At 59.4% G+C, this 18,356-nt stretch carries 15 protein-coding genes; 3 read left to right on the plus strand and 12 right to left on the minus strand.

What is annotated here, in order from left to right:
• Positions 1 to 132: 132 nt before the first annotated feature.
• The 4 genes from rbr to DMP05_RS06950 form a co-directional block, all read right to left on the minus strand.
• On the minus strand, positions 133 to 669 hold the full coding sequence (gene rbr, locus DMP05_RS06935; RefSeq protein WP_123219756.1) for a rubrerythrin: 537 nt from the start codon (positions 667 to 669) through the stop codon (positions 133 to 135).
• A gap of 276 nt (positions 670 to 945) precedes the next feature.
• Entirely contained in the window at positions 946 to 1,770 is an 825-nt protein-coding gene (locus DMP05_RS06940; RefSeq protein WP_123219757.1) for a TipAS antibiotic-recognition domain-containing protein, read from the minus strand.
• A 228-nt stretch (positions 1,771 to 1,998) separates the two neighbouring features.
• The gene (locus DMP05_RS06945; RefSeq protein ID WP_123219758.1) at positions 1,999 to 3,717 is read right to left on the minus strand and encodes a SulP family inorganic anion transporter; all 1,719 of its coding nucleotides are present in this window, start codon (positions 3,715 to 3,717) and stop codon (positions 1,999 to 2,001) included.
• A 519-nt stretch (positions 3,718 to 4,236) separates the two neighbouring features.
• Positions 4,237 to 5,850 (minus strand): peptide chain release factor 3, encoded by a 1,614-nt coding sequence (locus DMP05_RS06950; protein WP_123219759.1) that lies wholly within the window; start codon positions 5,848 to 5,850, stop codon positions 4,237 to 4,239.
• Positions 5,851 to 6,368: 518 nt separating this feature from the next.
• Between DMP05_RS06950 and DMP05_RS06955 the strand changes: the two genes are divergently transcribed.
• A complete protein-coding gene (locus DMP05_RS06955) occupies positions 6,369 to 6,962 on the plus strand; it encodes a ClpP family protease (protein WP_161957493.1) in 594 nt (197 codons plus the stop codon).
• 230 nt (positions 6,963 to 7,192) lie between these two features.
• Positions 7,193 to 8,647, plus strand: coding sequence for a VirD4-like conjugal transfer protein, CD1115 family (locus tag DMP05_RS06960; protein WP_161957494.1), 1,455 nt, complete (start codon positions 7,193 to 7,195; stop codon positions 8,645 to 8,647).
• Positions 8,648 to 8,670: 23 nt separating this feature from the next.
• On the opposite strand, the gene DMP05_RS06965 is transcribed toward DMP05_RS06960, so the two are convergent.
• Entirely contained in the window at positions 8,671 to 9,480 is an 810-nt protein-coding gene (locus tag DMP05_RS06965; protein WP_123219762.1) for a hypothetical protein, read from the minus strand.
• Between the two features lie 371 nt (positions 9,481 to 9,851).
• On the opposite strand from DMP05_RS06965, the gene DMP05_RS06970 reads away from it, so the two are divergent.
• Positions 9,852 to 10,820, plus strand: coding sequence for a C-terminal binding protein (locus tag DMP05_RS06970; RefSeq protein ID WP_123219763.1), 969 nt, complete (start codon positions 9,852 to 9,854; stop codon positions 10,818 to 10,820).
• Between the two features lie 76 nt (positions 10,821 to 10,896).
• Here DMP05_RS06970 and DMP05_RS06975 read toward each other — a convergent pair whose 3' ends face one another.
• The 7 genes from DMP05_RS06975 to DMP05_RS07010 form a co-directional block, all read right to left on the minus strand.
• On the minus strand, positions 10,897 to 12,492 hold the full coding sequence (locus DMP05_RS06975) for an FAD-binding oxidoreductase (protein WP_123219775.1): 1,596 nt from the start codon (positions 12,490 to 12,492) through the stop codon (positions 10,897 to 10,899).
• 330 nt (positions 12,493 to 12,822) lie between these two features.
• On the minus strand, positions 12,823 to 13,233 hold the full coding sequence (locus DMP05_RS06980; protein WP_123219764.1) for a peptide deformylase: 411 nt from the start codon (positions 13,231 to 13,233) through the stop codon (positions 12,823 to 12,825).
• 205 nt (positions 13,234 to 13,438) lie between these two features.
• Positions 13,439 to 14,224 (minus strand): alpha/beta hydrolase-fold protein, encoded by a 786-nt coding sequence (locus DMP05_RS06985; RefSeq protein ID WP_123219765.1) that lies wholly within the window; start codon positions 14,222 to 14,224, stop codon positions 13,439 to 13,441.
• Between the two features lie 286 nt (positions 14,225 to 14,510).
• Positions 14,511 to 15,221 (minus strand): DNA-3-methyladenine glycosylase family protein, encoded by a 711-nt coding sequence (locus DMP05_RS06990; protein WP_123219766.1) that lies wholly within the window; start codon positions 15,219 to 15,221, stop codon positions 14,511 to 14,513.
• A gap of 435 nt (positions 15,222 to 15,656) precedes the next feature.
• A complete protein-coding gene (locus DMP05_RS06995; protein ID WP_123219767.1) occupies positions 15,657 to 16,025 on the minus strand; it encodes a 3-hydroxyisobutyrate dehydrogenase in 369 nt (122 codons plus the stop codon).
• A 450-nt stretch (positions 16,026 to 16,475) separates the two neighbouring features.
• Positions 16,476 to 17,258 (minus strand): hypothetical protein, encoded by a 783-nt coding sequence (locus DMP05_RS07000; protein WP_148039710.1) that lies wholly within the window; start codon positions 17,256 to 17,258, stop codon positions 16,476 to 16,478.
• A 664-nt stretch (positions 17,259 to 17,922) separates the two neighbouring features.
• Positions 17,923 to 18,225, minus strand: a complete 303-nt coding sequence (locus DMP05_RS07010; protein ID WP_123219770.1) for a hypothetical protein — start codon at positions 18,223 to 18,225, stop codon at positions 17,923 to 17,925.
• Positions 18,226 to 18,356 lie beyond the last annotated feature (131 nt).

The following is an 18,356-nucleotide window of genomic DNA, read 5'->3' on the forward strand; positions in this document are numbered from 1 at the left end:
TAAAGTGGACTTGCCATAAGCCCCCTTTTCGGACCATGCGAATGCGCCTCGATAGCCAAATTCCATCAAGAAAGCCGCCCTTGGGCGGCTTTCTTGCAATGATCGATATTTGCTTTCGAGATCGATTTCGACTTAGAAGTTTTCAGCCGAAATTTCGAAGTATGCCTGCGGATGGTTGCAAACGGGGCACACATCGGGAGCCTTCGTACCTACGACAATGTGACCGCAATTACGGCATTCCCATACCTTGACCTCGCTCTTTTCAAACACAGCGGCGGTTTCGACGTTGTGCAGCAACGCGCGATAACGCTCTTCGTGGTGCTTTTCAATGGCGGCAACCTGACGGAACTTTTCGGCGAGCTCGTGAAAGCCCTCTTCTTCAGCCGTCTTGGCGAACTCGTCGTACATGTCAGTCCACTCGAAGTTCTCGCCATCGGCCGCAGCGGCAAGGTTTTCCTCCGTGGTGCCGATGCCTTCGAGCTCGCGGAACCACATTTTGGCGTGGTACTGCTCGTTTGCCGAAGTCTTGCGGAAGATTTCGGCGATCTGCTCGTAGCCTTCCTTCTTCGCAACCGACGCGAAATACGTGTATTTATTGGTCGCCTGCGACTCGCCAGCGAACGCGGCCTGCAGGTTTTTCTCAGTTTGGGTTCCAGCGTATTTGGACATTTCGAATCCCCCTTTTTGGATTTCCAGCCGTGGGCCCTTCGCCCGTGGCTTATGCCGTAAATGATATACCGTCTCAATACTAATTGGTAGGATTTCAGCGATTGTTTCCAAATCGGAATAAAACAGGAACAAAAACGCCATCTCTGATTGAGCCTTGCTGATCTTCTGCATGCATATCCGCGAAGTGGTCCGACAAAAGTTTCGGGGCGCATAGCCGAAGGACCGACACCGCCTCGAGCCAGCATTGCGTTGGCCGCGCCCGAGGCCAACGCCGGCTTAGCCGAGCGCGGCCTCTATCGCCTCTACGAGGAATTCCGTCGCACCTTTCCCCGCACGGGAGTCGTAGTACTCGACGAATCGATCGTCAGCCAAATATCCTCGAGCAAGACAGACGTGCGCTTGCGGCGAGTAAGCGCCCTTCGCCCATTGCATGCGAATCCAGTCGGCGTGCATGCGCGCCAATTTCGCCGCTTCGGGGCTCGACGCATCGCCCGTCAACATCGCCTTCTTCAACTGCTCGATAATCGCAACTTCAAGCTTCTCTTTCGTCTTCCACTCCTCGTCGCTCATGTCGAGCAGTTTTTCGTTTGATGCATCGACCGTCGCATCACCGTAGCGCTCGCGAGCCTCGACGCCATAGCGCATCTCGTTCGAATGCACCGCACTCCAACGCTTCAGATGCGGCAGCACCGCGCCCATAAGAGACACGGCCTCGTCGCGCGTCATTCCTGTGCTTTCCGCCAAGCGCGGTGCGCAGTCTTCAATCATGGCGTCCATTGTTGTTTCATAGGTATATTCGCCCTGTTGATAGCACCATTTGCAATAATGCGAGTCGGCAGAGCCATGGGCGTCAGTGCCGTATTCTTCGGGCGCAAGCATCATTCCGCAGCTTTCGCAGTAATGCTCAGGCCAATCAAGGAGGTGCGCAACGGGCTCGTTCAGCACATTCGCGATAAGCTTCAGCATATCAATGCCAGGCGTTACTTCGCCCCGCTCCCACCGAGACACCGCCTGACGAGTCACGTACAATTTCGCCGCAAGCTCCTCCTGCGTGAGCCCATTGCGTTTGCGCAAATCAATAAGCGTTTCTCCGAATTTCATTCACAGCCTCCCAAAAAATACCGTTCAAAATGCCGTCCATCGACTTTCCCTACTGAAACTTTATCGTGTGCGAAGCGCCATTCCAAGCAACATCTGGTTGCGCAAAACACGAGGCAACTCGGGCATTTTGCGCTGTAAGGCACCTCCCGCAATGCAAGAAGGGGCCACAACGACCCCTTCTATGGTTTAATGCACCCTTTTCGACGTGCGGCTTTAACGGCTTTCGCGCTACGCAGCCTTTTCGACTTTCGCCCCCTTAACGCCCTTCGCAGCCTCTTCGGCTTCGAGCAGCTCACGCGCGTGAGCGATGGCGTCATCGATGTTCGGACGGAAGTGCTCCTCGCCAACCAGGTCGACGAAGCCAGCGCGTCGCATGGTTTTCATGGGCTGCTCGTTGGCGTGGCTGAAGATGAGCTTCACGCCGTTTTCCTCGCAGTAATCGTAGAGATTCTCGAGCGCATTCATGCCCGACGAGTCGAGCGACGGCACACCGCGCATGCGGATGATCAGGTATTTCGTGAACTCCTTTACCGAAATGTCGGTAATGCGGTCGGTCATGCCGAAGAACATGGGGCCATTGATCTCGTACACGCGTACGCTCTTGGGCAGCTCGCGCAAATGCGTGACCTCGGAATCGGCGTCGCAGTAATACTGCCAACCTTTAACCTCGGTTTCCTCGGAAACCATCTTCATGAACAGCACCACGGTAATGAGCATGCCCACCGCGATGGCCGTCACCAGGTCAAACACAATGGTAAGCATGAACGTGAGCAAAAGCGTGGCGATCGCGCCCTTCGAAGCCGTGTGGCACAGATGCGCGAAATTGCGCCAACCACTCATGTTGTAAGCGACCTGCAGCAAAATGGCCGCGATGGTCGGCATGGGAATGAGGGCCGCATATGGCATAAGGAACACGAGCACCACGAGCAGAACGAGCGCGTGCACCATACCGGCGACCGGTGTGCGTCCGCCGCTCTTCACATTGGCGGCCGTGCGTGCGATGGCGCCCGTCGCGGGAATGCCGCCGAACAGCACCGATCCCATGTTGCCTACGCCCTGAGCCACGAGCTCCATATTGCAGCGGTGGTGCGAGCTGATCATGGAGTCGGCGACGACGCACGACAGGAGCGACTCGATGGCGGCCAAAATAGCGATGGTGATGCCGTTTGGCAGCTGATCGCGCAGCAATTCGATCGAAAGCTGCGGCACATGCAGCTCGGGTAGGCCGGCGTTGATGGTATACAAATCGCCGATGGTGTTCACGTTCATGCCGAACAGGGGCACCATAACCATGCCCACGATGACGGCAACAAGCGAGCTGGGAACTTTGGCGCCCAACGCGCCCAGGCGCGGCCACAAAAACAGCACCGCGAGACACACCGCACCCACCAGGAGTGCCTGCCAATTGAAGGTGCCGAAGTTCGCCGCGAGCGCCGAAACCTTGTCGGCCGTCTCGACCGTCGCCGTGCCGGCGGGGTACGTGAGCCCGAAGAAATCTTTCAGCTGGCCAATGACGATGGTCACCGCAATACCCGCCGTGAAGCCCGTGGTGATGGTATACGGAACAAAGCGGATGATGGTGCCCAGCTTGAGCAAGCCCATAACCACGAGCAGCACGCCGGCGATAAGCGTCGCCGCCACCAGGCCGTCGATGCCGTCGGTCGCGACAATGCCGGCCACGATGGTCGCGAACGCCGCCGTGGGTCCAGAGATTTGCACGCGCGAGCCGCCGAGGAACGCGATAAGGAATCCTGCGACGATGGCCGTGTACAAGCCCTGTTCAGGGCCGACGCCCGAAGCAATCGCCAGCGCGATCGAAAGCGGCAGCGCCACAATGGCGACCACGATACCCGATACGATGTCGTGGGGAAGCTGCTCCTTAAGCTCCTCTTTGCTCGAGTGCTTAATGATGCTGAACAGAATCGGTTTAATTTTGTCGCGCTGCAAAGGTTCTCAATTCCTCTTCGTCGTATATCGATTGCGTCGCGCGCGCCGCCCAAAGGCAAAAGCTGCACCGCCAAGATAGCCTAAGCAGCCCAAGCAAAAGACCGCCTGGCCAGGCGGTAGCGCAGCCAGCGAGGCCGCTTCGCCCAGATCGGTGCCCAAATTCGAGGGCGCCCCCGATCGGGCAGCGTCCAGGCGAAAGCGCCCAGCATAATGCGCCCCGCAAAGGATTTCCTTCCTAAGGGGCGCCCAACTGGACATTTCGCACGCGCATCACCCATCCCGCATTTGGGATAGAAAAATTCCACCCAGGCAACCCCGGGTGGAATTCGAATTCTTCAGTTATCGCCAAAAGGCGCGTATGGGAGGATTCGTATTGTAACGGCCCAGCAACGTGGCTGCTCACGCCACACAAAATCGCCAATGCCACGGCACAACTTGCCCGCAAGCGAGAAGTGAGGCAAGGCGGCAAGCCGTTAAAATGCGGCGCGACCAAGGCGCACCCGAAGCGCGCCGTAAGCCTTACGCTTCCCAGTTGCCCACTTCGGAAAGCTCGATGTCGGGATTCTTATCGACCGCCCAGTTCACGTTCCACGGGCTCGTGAACAACAGCAGACGGCGCCCACGCATGTCTTCAACCTTGAGCGTGTCACGCGTGACGTTCAGACTCGAGAACTCGAACGTCTTCGGGTCGGTTTTAATCCAGCGTACGTCGGTGTACGGAAGACCCGTGCGGCGCACCTCAACGCCGTATTCGCTCTTCAAGCGCTGCTCAAGCACCTCGAGCTGCAGCACGCCCACAACGCCGACGATGACGCTTTCCATGCCGAAACCCGGCTCACGGAAAATCTGGATGGCACCCTCCTGGGCGAGCTCTTCCATGCCTTTCACGAACTGCTTGCGCTTCAGCGTGTTCACTTGCGTGATGCGACTGAACATTTCGGGCGCGAACGTGGGAATTTCAGGGAACTGCACATGCGTTTTACCCGTGCACACCGTGTCGCCGATGCTGAAAATGCCCGGGTCGAACAAGCCCACGATGTCGCCCGCGTACGCCTCGTCGACAATCGCACGGTCGTCGGCCATAAGCGACGTGCCCGTGGCGAGCTTGAGCTTCTTGCCGCCCTGCATATGGAAAGCCTCCATGCCGCGCTCGAATTTGCCCGAGCAAATGCGCACGAACGCGATGCGATCGCGGTGGTTTTTGTCCATGTTCGCCTGGATTTTGAACACGAAGCCGCTGAAATCGTCGCGCTGCGGGTCAACCTGCTCGCCGGTAAGCGTGTCGGTGTACGGCAGCGGGCTCGGCGCCAGGCGCAGGAATTCTTTCAGGAAGGGCTCGACGCCGAAGTTCGTGAGCGCCGAACCGAAGAACACCGGCGAAAGCTTTCCGCAGCTCACAGCGGCGTAGTCGAGCTCATCGCCCGCGCCATCGAGCAGCTCGATGTCATCCATCAAGTTCTCGTGGTTCGCCTCGCCGATGAGCTCGCCCAGCTCGGGCGCACCGAGCTCGGCCTCGATTTCGGCAACCTTCTTCGTGGCGTTCGCGTGGCCGTCGCCCTCAAATGCGATCACACGGCGAGCCCGACGATTGAACACGCCGCGGAAGTTCTGGCCGCAACCGATGGGCCAGTTCATGGGATACGTGCCAATGCCGAGCACCGACTCGATTTCCTCCATGAGGTCAAACGGGTCGCGCGCCTCGCGGTCAAGCTTGTTCACGAACGTGAAAATAGGGATATGTCGCAGCGTGCAGACCTTGAAAAGCTTTTTGGTTTGCGCCTCGACGCCCTTGGCGGCGTCGATGACCATGACGGCGGCGTCGGCAGCCATGAGCGTTCGATATGTGTCTTCAGAAAAGTCCTGGTGGCCAGGGGTGTCAAGGATGTTCACGCAGCAGCCGTCATAGGTGAACTGCAGCACCGACGACGTGACCGAAATGCCGCGCTCCTTTTCGATGTCCATCCAGTCGGACACGGCATGTTTGGAAGACGATTTGCCTTTGACCGAGCCGGCGGTCTGAATGCTGCCGGTATAGAGCAGCAGTTTTTCGGTGAGCGTGGTTTTGCCTGCGTCAGGGTGCGAAATAATCGCAAACGTGCGGCGCGAGGCGATTTGGTCGGCAAGTGGTGCCACGGGGGTCCTTTCTATGGGTGCGCCCGCTGCGAAATGCGCCGAAAAGCGGCTGGCGATGCGGGCGAATGCATGCAAACTGGTAAATTATAGCACGCGTCTCGAAAACACTTTATAAAGCGGAGACTCCTTACATAAAACTCCTGATGGGAATACTATTTCGAACAGCTGTCCGATTTTTTCTTGCAAGACCGAAGAGCTGCGTGCTATAGTCGAAATGCACCCGACAGCGGAGCAATCCGCTTTTTATCGCGAAAGCACTGGGGGCGGCAACGGCGGCCCTTGCTTCCCAAAGCGTGTTACAGGCTTTTCGCATTCTGAACGACATGGGGTCTGCAACGGCGGGCCTTGCTTGTAAGCGGCGTACGGCGTCGCGGCGTGTTACATGCTCGTTCCTTTTCTTCCTACAACCGAATACGAGGACATGTATGGCAGGGTCGGCCCTTGGCGTCTTCGTGCGCTTTAAGCCGAACCGGCCACGACTATCCGCCTGCGCATTTGCGCCCTTCGAAAGGAATGGCATGAGCACATCTGTCTACTCGCCCCAAATTACACAAGAAACCGCACTTGGCCTCGAACGGTTCGACATGCGCGACGAGATGCTCGCCTGCCGCGAGCTCGAATTGTGCGGGCCCGTCGACGCGGAGTCGGTCGCAGATATCATCCGCGGCCTACGCCACCTGCAGAAAGCCGACCCCGCCACACCCATCACGCTGTTCATCAACAGCCCCGGCGGCGAGGTGCAATCGGGGTTGGCGCTCTACGACGTGATGAGCGCCATCAGCTGCCCCGTGCGCACCGTATGCCTGGGGCTTGCCGCCAGCATGGCCGCACTGCTGTTTATCGCCGGCGACACGCGAGACATGCTGCCGCACAGCCGCGTCATGATTCACGACCCGCTCATCGGCGGCGCAGGCGTGGGCGGAAGCGCCCTTTCGGTGAAGGCGCGCGCCGACGATTTGATGCGCATTCGCGATATAACTGCCCAGGTCATCGCCGAGCATACCGGCATGCCGCTCGAGCGCGTGTTCGAGCTCACTGCCCGCGACACGTATTTCGAAGCCGAAGAAGCCGTTGCCGCGCATTTGGCCGACCGCGTGATTCGCGAACTGTAGAAGCGACGCGCCATTGCGGCCGCAATGCGCACCGCAGCAACGGCCGCAATGCGCGCGGCGCATGCCCGAAAAGCACGACGCGGCATGGCGCGGCAGAACGCGAGCCCGGGAATACGCTTCTTCCCCCGTACGCTGCGCCAACGGCTGCGCTGGCCGCGTTTCCCGCACTCCTCATGGGCGAACACGCCCGTCGTATCCCTCATTCGCCAACAGCCTTTACGGAGGACCTTATGAAAATTGCCGAATTTGAAACCCTCGTTGAAAACGCAGCCGAAACCGGGCACGACGCCTGGACCGACGCCGCCGTGGAATCGGGCCTCATGCGCGAAGTCGACACGCGCGACCCACGCCTCGCATACCGCGGGAGAACTCTGCTCACCGCCCATACCGAGATCGAAACCGATACCTGGCAAAGCGGTTTGAACAACAACGTGCTCGTGCTGGGCTGCTCGGGCGGCGGCAAAACCCGCCACCATGTCAAGCCCAACCTGCTGCAGGCATCGGGCTCCTACATTGTGCTCGACTGCAAAGGCAGCTTGTATCGCGAAGTCGGACCCTACCTGGCCGAGGCGGGATACGTAGTCGACCAGCTCGACTTCTCAACCATGGGCGGCACCGTGGGCTACAACCCACTCGCCAATGTACGCTTCGTTGACGGCGAACCCCTTCAGCAAGACATCATCGCCATCGCATCGGCAATTTGCCCTATCGAAGACCACGAAAGCGACCCATTTTGGCCGCAAGCCGCCGCGAATTACCTGTGCGCCTATATCACCTACGTGCTCGAAGCACTCCCCAGCACCGAATGGCACATGGGATCGGTGATGCAGGTGTTCGAAGCCGCCTGCTCCGGCCGCGTTGACAGAATGTTCGCCCAGCTCGATGCCGACGATCCGAGCGCATTTGCGCCTGCGCTCTATCGCCGCACGAGGGTTACCTGCGGCGCCGAGAAGATGCACTCGAGCATTCTTGGCATTCTTGCGGCGAACCTCATGCCGTTCGGTTTTCCCGAGGCCACAAACGCGTACCGCCGCGCGCGCCAAGTGGACTTTCGCTCGTTCGGCCGCGAAAAGCGGGCGCTGTTCGTCACCATCAACGACATGGATCGCAGCCTCGATAGGCTCACGAGCATGTTCATTCGCCAGGCGTTTTGCGCGCTTTGCGATTCAGCCGACCACGATTACCCCGATCATCGCCTGCCCGTGCCCGTGCGATTCGTGCTCGACGATTTCGCGAACCTGAACCTGCCGCACATCGACGACGTGCTGGCGGTCATACGCAGCCGCGAGATCAGCTGCACGATCATTTGCCAAACCATAAGCCAGCTTGAAGCGCGCTACGGAACGCCCGCCGCGAACTCGATCATCGGCAACTGCGACGCGCAGCTCGTGCTCGCCTTCCAAGACGAGCGAACCGCGCAGTACTTCGCCACGCGCGCCAACAAGCCGGCGAGCGCGCTGCTCGAAACCCCGGCCGGCATGTGGTGGGTGTTCGTGCGCGGGCAGCGCGGCCGCATGGAGCAGGCCTATCGACTCGAAGACCACCCGCGCTACCCCGAGCTTGTTGCATGCCTTGAGCGCGCCGGGACGGAAGCGGTTTTCAGCACGCCCGACGAGTGGGAGTTCGAGGAGTTCTTCGACTTCGACGAGCCCGACGAACCGTTCAGCCCCTGCCCCGCGGCATAGGTGCAGGGCAGCAATCCACCTCTCTACCAGGGGAGCTCAACTTCCGCCGCGCCCTCATCGGTTTGCCCCGCGGCAGCAGGCTTCGCGGAGACAGGCTTCGTGCCAGCGGCTTTCGCGCTAGTGGTTTCGAGTTTTTTCTCAGAAGCATCCTTCGCAAACGCACGGTTATCGCAGGTCGCATCGCTGGACGTCTTTCTGACGTGCTCCAAATACCCGCGAATGCTGTAATGATCGGCCCCGTCGAAAGAGTCCTTCATGTTGCCATCGGCCTCGAGACTTCCCAAATATCCGTTGTCAACCGTTCTACCCGTTTGGTCGATAACCGACGCGTACCAGTGGCCCGTTTTGTCGGCAGGCTCGCGCAGCTGACAGGTAATCGCGAGCTTGCCGTTGTCGGTCTGGGTGAAAGCACCCGATTCACGCAGCTGGCGCAGATGCTCGCCATCGATCCAGAAACTTATAAACGGCGCCTCGTAGGCATCGGTCAGCATGCTGTTGCGGTTGTCATAGACGTAGCACACGAGCGCGCGGGTTCGCGCTGCGCACAGCATGTCGACTTCGCTTTCCTTCAGCATGAAGTACACCGTCGTATAACCGCGCACGCCCTCCCCCGCTTCCTGGACGGTAACCACGGCGGTTTTCACCTGAAACATGAGCGTTTCGGGCTGCACGGATGGGTCTTGAAGCTGGGCCTTCAAGTTCACCGTCACCACATCGACGCCCATATCGGCCGGTGGGCGCAGCGCGTCAAGACCATTGCGATACAGCGCGCCTATCAGCTGAAACTCGCCCGTGTAGCCGTTATAAAGAAGGTTGTAGAAGTTCTGGTCCATGGCATTCCTATCGCGATTTTTTATGGGTGCCATTGTACGCCATTCGCTTCTCGACAAGCGGCATCGAACACCCTTCGTTTTTTCGACGAATGCCGCCGCAAACATAATCGCGAAGTGCGTAGGTTTCCCGAAAGCTGTCAAGCAAGCCGAGCTTTCGAGAACGTGTGACCTGGGGTTTTACGAAGCCTCAAAAACGGCTGCACGCTGCTCGCGCAATAGGCTACGCACTTCGTGGCATTTTTTGCGAAACGCAACAAATGCACACGCGCGAAAAGCAGCCGCTTAGGTCCCATCGCGACGCATTTCGCGGAGTGATGTGAAGCGCGCTGTACAATCGGTCGAGAAACTTCCCCGTTCGAAAGGTTGCCGCCATGCCGAAAATCGTTATCACCGACTCCGATTTCGAGAACAACGATTTTGAGTTCGCCATGGCACGCGCCGCGGACGTCGAGATTGCCGCGTTTCAAGGGCCCAAGCCGCAGGATATCATTCGCAACGCTGCCGACGCCGATGCCATTGTGACCTCGTACGGCACATTCACGCCCGAAGTTTTTGCGGCGCTGCCAAACTTGCAGGTCGTAAGCCGCACGGGCATTGGCTACGACACGATTGACGTGCCTGCCGCCACGAAAAACAAAACCGCCGTGTGCGTGGTGCCCGGCTATGGCACGGAAGTGGTCTCCGATCACGCTATTACCCTTGCCTTGTGCGTGCTGCGACGCATGAACGAAATCGACGCAGACATGCGCGCGGGCATTTGGGATTACGCCCGCCACCGCCCGCTGGGCCAGGTGCACGGCCGCACGTTTGGCGTGGTGGGCATGGGCGAAATCGGACGCGCGACCGCCCGCAAGGCCGCAGGGCTCGGCTTCCGCGTGATTTGCACGTCGCGCTCGCTCGTGCCAGGGCGCCGCACGCCCGAGGGCTACGACATCGTGGAATACGAGGAGCTGCTCCGCCGCGCCGACGTGGTAAGCTTCCACACCGCGCTTACGCCCGACACGCGCCACATGCTCGACGCGCACGCGATTTCCCTGATGAAGCCTAATGCCATCGTGGTGAACACCGCCCGCGGAGCCGTTGTCGACACGGTAGCGCTCGCCGAAGCACTCAAAGCCGGTAAGCTGTGGGGCGCGGGCATTGACGTATTCGAAAACGAGCCGGTCGAACGCGACCATCCGCTGCTTTCGGCACCGCACACCGTGCTCACGCCGCACGCGGCATACTGGTCGGAAGAATCGGGCGAAGAGCTTCGCCGTCGTGCCATGCAAGCCGCGATCGACGTCGTGAGCGGCGTGCGTCCGATAGATTGCCTGAACCCCGAAGCGCTGCGTTTCTAAGAGAAGAACCGGAGAGGCGAGCACCGCAGCACAAACTGAGCAGACAGACGTATCTGCTTAGTTTTCGAACGGGCGCCTAGGCCAGTTCCGCCAATGCGGCGTCAAGCACCTCTTCGCTAAACAGATTCCCGCGACCGAGCTGGCCTTTCGGGTCAATTTGCGCCTTCATGCACGCGCTTTCCGCAATATGGTTAGCACCGTACATTTCTTCGAGGAAGTGGGCCTTGAGCTTACCCACGCCATGCTCGGCCGACACCGCGCCACCCATGGCCGACACCTCGGCGGCCCACCGCGCGAACAGCTCGGTGCCGCGCGCGTATTCCTCGGCGGAGCGTGGCAAAATGTTCACATGCACGTGGTTGCTTCCAATGTGGCCCCACGTTGCACTCTCAAAACCGCCTTCGGCGAGCGTGCGGCGATACATCGCGATTACATCGCGCAAGCGATCGTCAGGCACCGACATGTCGCTACCGAGTTTCGTGATGGAAGGGTCGGTGCGACGACGCTGGTCGATAAGCATGTTCACGCTTTCGGGAACCGCATGGCGGAAGAAGCGCTGGCCCGCGCGTTCGGCTTCGGTCGTCGCGACCCACGCCTCCTCGGCATCACCGCCGCACGCTTCCAGCTGCTCGCACAGCATCATGAGCTCGGCCTCGGCGGTTTCCTCATCGTCGCAGCTCAGCTCGACGAACACGCATGTTCGCGCATCGTCGGCGAGTTCGGGAAGCTCGGCGAATGCCGGATTGTTCGCCTTTTGCGCGCGCAGAACGTCGAGCGCAGCGCCGTCAAAGTACTCGATGGCCGTCGCATGTTCGAGCTCGCCGCGCACGGCGATCGTGAAATCGACCGCCTCGGCCTCGCCCGGGAAAAAGCAGCTCGCGCCCCATACCTCGACAGGCACAGGCAAAAGCGCCAGCTCAAGCTCGCAAATCACGCCAAGCGTGCCACATGCGCCAATGAACAGGTCAATTGCGTCCATGTCGTCGCACGCAAAATAGCCCGACGCATTTTTCGCCTTCGGCATATCGTACGTGGGAAGGTTCAACACCAGCTCGCGACCGCCCTCGGTCACAAGGCGAAGCTCGCGGCCGGTCGCGAACACCTCGCCGCGGCGCAGGGCAAGAACATCGCCGTCGGCGAGCGCCACGCGCATCGCTTCAACGTGCGGGCGCGCCGCCCCATAGGCATAGCTGCGCGAGCCCGACGCGTTGCATGCCACGATGCCGCCAAGCGCTGCCGATGCCTCGGTCGGATCGGGCGCGAAAAACTGCGCGGGCGCGGCTTTGAACTGAGCCAGCGCGGCGAGGCTTTCATCGTTCCAGCCCGCCGTGTCGAAACTCGCCTTCTGTAGCATGTCGCGCAGCTCCATAAGCGAAAGGCCCGGTTGCACGCGCACAAAGAAGCGGCCGTCGGAGCCGCGGCGCATGCCGAGCACGCGGTTCATGCGCGACGTGTTCAGCACGCAACCACCATGGGGAACCGCGCCAGCCGCCAAGCCGGAACGCGCGCCCTGCACGGTGACAGGCACACCTGTGGCATGCAGGGCGTGCAACGCATCGCGCACATCGGCTTCCGATTCAGGGAACACGATACTTTCCGCAGAACCCGCACTGCGCGATTCGTCGCGCAGGTACTCTTCAAACTCATCGGTGCAGGACACGATTTCTGCCATAGGTTCCCCTTTCGGAGCTTTCTTCAGCTTTTTGCAGGAATGTTTACCATAGCGCATTAACGCACGATGCGGAATGGCCGCGAACAAAGCGCCGAGCAAGGCGGCCTTGACATCGCCCGACGGCGCCCTGCGGCGCTCAGCGACAATACCGCTGGCCATTGTCTACGCCGATGGCACTCGCCACCCGCGCTTGCGCCGATGACACCCGACATCTATCTCCTGCGCCGACGCCTCATGTTCGTCAACCATTCTCGCCAACCCCGTAACAGCTTCGTTCCGACGCGTGCTTTCCAGGGCGCCTCGAAGCGGTTCACAAGGAAGACGCCACCTTTAAATCACGACGCCGTTGCAGTGGTCGATTTCGTGCTGGACGATCTGTGCGTCAAAACCCGAGAACGACTTTCTGCACGGCGTGAACGACGCGTCGAGATAAGCGACTTTAATGCGCCTGTAGCGCGTACACAGACGCGAGCCCTCGAGCGACAGGCAGCTTTCCTCGGTTTGATACTCGCCCGACGCTTCCACGATTTCGGGATTGTACATGAGCACCGCGCCGCCCGCGCACGCGGCTACAATGACGCGCTTGCGCACGCCAATCATATTCGCCGCGAGCCCCACGCATTCGTGCGCATGCGCCGCAAGCGTGTCGAGCAAATCTTGGCCCACGGCAACATCGGCGGGCGTGGCATCGACGCTCGGCATTGAGAGCAGCACAGGGGACTTTACGATAGGGCGAATCATAGAGAATCCTTTCAAGTGGTCGCATGCAGAAATACGGAAGCGCGATTCATCAGGGAAAACGATAGCAGCAGCGATGAGCGGTCGACAATCAGCGGCATCAATCGGCAATCGTCAACGTTAATCGGAAATCGGCGACAAGCCGAGCACTCGCAGCGGAAAGAACAATATCGCAAGCACTCCGCGAATCGTTCGGAGTTTCCGCCAACTACTCGCGTCTCAACTCGCACGCCTTCGAATTCGATGGCGAATCCTCGCCACAATTCGAAACCGCCCAACAAATCGCCTTCGCCATGCGCACATCGGGCTCTTTGAAATGGTTGCCCGGATTGCTTTCGAAAGCAGTTTGGATGCCTTTCGTCTCAAAGGCATCGACAACGCGCTGCGTGCCGTCGGCCACGCCGCGCAAAAGGCGGCTCGGCGTGCGCGCCTCCTTCGACCCAAGCGAGAAGTATGCACACCGCAGCGGACGCTCGAACTCGCCGGCCTCGACGTATTCCGCGAAGTTTGGGTACCACATCGAGCCCGACGCGCTCGCAACTGCATCAAACAGGTCGGTTTGAAACGGCGCCCACGTGGCGAACAGCCCCGCAAGCGAATAGCCGGCGATACAACGATGGGCGGGGCGCACTCCAAGCCGCGCTTCCGTCTTCTGCACGATTTCCGAAAGCGCTTCAAGCTGGCGCTTCGCATGCCCCGCAAACGGCGCGTCATCGGCGAAAACTCCCGGACATTCCCATGGTGTGAGCATGTCGTTCCATTGGGGGACATGAATCGCGACCAGCACAAACGGCGGGCATCCCAATTCCGCGCACCGCTTTAACACGGCATCGCTTTCGTCTTGGATTTCATGCATGTACACAAACGACACGCGCGATTCGACAGCGTTGGGCGCGACGCTCGCGTCGCCAAAACCCGCGCAGGTCTCATCGCCAAAGGCCGTAACCGTTACGCGCTCGCCCGCTATGTTCAACGTCGTTTTCATACCCTGCATAATAGCCCATTCGAGGTTCAACCTCACGAGCGCTCCCTAGGGCCAGCACAGAACGCTCGCCACACCACTTTGGTGAACGCGAGGCATTCTCTATGCCATATTGGCTGGCGCGCAACGGCCCAGGCCGCCTCAGCAGGCACGGCATTCGCCATATCGCCTCAGCAGGCGCGGCATTCGCCACGCTACGTTTGACCATAAACGGCGTTCGCGCGACGCCGCCAAACGACGCGTTCGCGCGAACGCTGGCAAACGAGGCGAATCACGTGGGCCAGCGAAGACTTTTTTCTTACCCTTTTTGCCCCTTCGCCCCGACTGCGCCGCCGCCCAACTTCCCCTTCTTCGTCACCCTCGCCTTTTTCGGCGCATAATCTCGATCGTAGCCAGGCACGTTCATGCTCGATATCGCCCACAAATAAAGGCTCGCCACGCTGCCATAAGGACTATATCGGCGTCGATACCGCTCGAACATCTCGCGCGTTACCTTGCGGTGGTGGTATACCATGCGCATGCCGCGGCGGATTGCCAAATCGCCGTAGCTCAGAATATCGGGGCGGCCCAAGCAAAAGAGCAGCAGCATTTCGGCGGTCCAAACCCCAACGCCTTCGAGCGAGGAAAGCGCCACGATGGCTTCGGCGTCGTCCATCTCGCGCACCGCATCCAAATCGAATTGCCCCGAAGCGACCTTTTCGGCGCAACTTTTTATGTACCGTGCCTTCGTAAACGTGATGCCGCACGCCTGCAGCCCCTCTTCGGTAGCAGCGCACACCGCAGAGGGCGTCACCTCGCCCAAGCGTTCCCGCATGCGATTCCAGATGGTCGCCTGAGCTGCAGTCGAAATTTGCTGGCCGATAATCTGATGCACGATTGCCGAGAACAAATCGTCCTCGTCCATTTCCCGGCGCACAACGCCCACCGCATCGATCGCAGCGCCGAGCTTTTTGTCTTTCGCCTTGAGGTATTTAATGGCGTCGGTGGCATATTCGAAATAGCGCGTCAACGGAGCACCTCCTTGTGACTTGCGGAATACGGAATCGAAAGCGCGAAGCCGCCATCGTGCTTCTATCTGGCGCCTTTCGGGTCTCCATCGGGCCACTTATCGAGTCTTTTATCGGAGCGCCCATTGAGGACCTTGTTGAGTCCTCTTATCGGAACGCACGGCGAAAACCGCAATTGAAGCTCCGGCGCCAATGCCGTCGAAAGCCTCGCTCTAAGCGATTCCGTGCGACCCAAGTGAACGGAGCCGGCAGTTTCCTATTGGTTGCCCGAAATGAGGAGCGCCTCCGGCGGAACGCCCCAAACCCCCTTCAAGGCAAGGACGAACGACCATCAGGGGGCGCCCAATCGACGCCCCTGGACTTGCCCGCATCTTAAGGCAACGCGTCAAGCGATTACCGCCGAGCCTTGCTGGCGGCTGCCTTGGGCCGCAAGGGAGCTACAGCTCGATGCGACCGAACTTCGCAAGCAGCTCGCTTGCCGCGGTGCACGACGGACAGTTGCAATACTTCGCGCCGGCCTCCTTGCGCTTGAGCTGCTCGGCGAGCATTGCCGCAGCGACCTCCTCGCCCATGAGCTGTTTGGCAGGGCCTTCGGCAAACGCAATCACGCCGTCGATAGTCGTGGGACGACCCTCGAGCACGTCAAGCAGCTTGTCGGTAGCGGCCGCAACGGCTTCATCGCTCGCATCCGCCGCAACGGCAGCCTCCCATGCGGCTGCTGCGTCTTTGGTGACCTGCGTGCTTGCATCGTTGGTCGCGAGCACTTCGGCGCGCTCGGCCACGTAATCGAACAATTCCTTTTCCATAGGATAGCCCCTTTCTTCAGCCGTCATTACGCTTTGCATGATAGTACTTGCATGCTGGCCCCACGACGAGGGGTAGCCCATTCCGCCATGGAGATAGTCGCACCGCTCATACGTATTCCCATATAGTTCATGCGTATTCCCATATGCTTCCATACCACATGGGCCATGCGCATTCCCATATGCATACCGCATGAAACAAATCGCGCGTCCACCTAGCAGCACGGGACGGGGGTACATGCCCCATACCACATGAGCCGAATGAATGCCCATGCCAGAAAATGCCTCAATGGGGCCTCACTGCAGCGATTCGAACCCTATATGGCAGGAAACGCCAGAATGGGGCCCGTTTTCCCTTCGCGCTCAATTGCAACTACGACAAGCTGATCAAGAAAGCCCAGGTCAAAGATTTAAGCAGCCGGCCATGGAAGCTCAGAATCGAGCTTTTCTTCCTTATTTCCCATGCAATGAGGCCCCCTCCTGGCATTTTGCGCCAGAAGGTCCCGAAATCGCTGCACTGCATGCGGGCGCACCATGCTGCACGAGCTTCCGCGCAGCGCGCAAGTTGCGTCTAAAGGCAAAACGCCTCTTATTCCAGGTCTTGCACGAATGGCGAAAACGAATTCCTAAAGCCCGTGCAATAGCGCATGCGGCATCGTCAAGCAAATCCGCCGAAGAAACCTGACCATTGGTCACCGTGATTACTGAGAAGCCCATCGCTTGCAACGCGTTGCGTCGCTCGGCATCGCTCGAAATGCCAGCCGCGGAAGCATGGAACGCATCGCTATCGTATTCGACATCGAGGCAGGCGCTCTGCCAAAACAGGTCGAGCACGAAGAACTTTCGAGGCGTGCACTTGCGACCTTCGCCAACCACATCAACCCGATAGTTCATCATCGGCAGCGGCAAGCCGTAACCACCCAACGTTTGTTTGGCGCAGAGCAGAGCGACAAGCTCCGACTCGGCGGGCGATGCCGATTTATCGATCGAAAAACCGAGCGCTTTTTTCGCTTTCGCATTTCCAGGATACGATACGGCCGAAGACGCAAACGACAAAAGAGACACAACGCTTGAAACGGGTTTCGCAGAGACGAAATCAGAGCCATCGGGCTCCATTGAATACAATCCGCACAGTTCACACGCAACAAGCGCAAGAGCTTCTACCGATAAGGAGCGAGCAAGCTGGAGAAACAGTGCCTCTGGCGACAGCACGAACGTCTTTTCGTCGATGCGCATCGCTTTTCCCGCGAAACATGCATCGCAAATATCGTGGCACACAACCCCAGGTCTGTTCCTTTTGCCATTTCGCGCCGAAATCGCAAGGTGAATCGGTTGCCGGGACGACGAAAACACCTCGCTCGTCCATGGCTCGTCGAGCAAAGACGCGATTTCACTCCGATTCGTTTTTGCGGGCAGCGCAACGCGAGCCGCGCGAGGCTTCGGGCGAAGCCCGCAGCGCACGGCCCTCCAGTACTGGAGCGCGCTCATATGTGCAAGGCAAATAGTCATACGGAAGACTCTAACGCGAAAACCTTGCCGAATTCTTGCCTGAAGGCCGCAAGATTCGTGCCCGAAAGCCGCGGAATCCATACTCGAAAGCCGCGATTTTCATATTTGAAAGCGACGTTTTTCATGCCCGAATAGCACGAAAGCCATTTCCAAACACTGCGAAAAACATGCTCGAAAGCTGCAGGATTCACGCAGAAACCAAACCCGAGCGTTGTCGACCCCCACGGAATCACGCGCAGATGCCGCCTCGCTCCCGCGAATCCGCGACTCGGCAGCGCCGCACCACCAGCCATCATCATCGCGCTCCGGGCAGCGGCGTTACGGTGTCGGGTGCCGGGCAACAACCCCACATCACTAAGCGGCACCGTTGGACAATGAATCGTATTGCCGGCTATTGGACGGCGTCGCTGCGATAGTGTGAGCCGCAGCTTTCTTTGCGCGCGAGCATGGCCGCAACCGTCGCGCTTGCGGTTTCGAGCTGTAGACGAATTCTCATAGTGGCAGCAATCGACGCGGCATCGGAACACGGCGAAGATGAAGGCGCGAGCCCCGACGCAGACATAAGCTCAGAAGCAGGCTCAGATTCAGACCCAAACGAGGCCACAGGCGCATAAACCGCTTCCCCAACGCGTTCCTGAAGAGCGGAAATCGCACTCGCCGCCGCCTTCAATCCGTCGGCATCGCGGGAAATCATGCAATGCTGTTGATGTTCACTAAGAAGTGGTCCGAGTGATCACTGGGAAATGAGCACCGTGAGCACGAAAAATTGAGCAGTTTAAGCAAGAGGGCCGCGCCCCGGGGACCGGGGGCGCGGCCCTCGCCGTA

The organism is Slackia isoflavoniconvertens, from assembly GCF_003725955.1.
Taxonomy (GTDB): Bacteria; Actinomycetota; Coriobacteriia; order Coriobacteriales; family Eggerthellaceae; genus Slackia; species Slackia isoflavoniconvertens.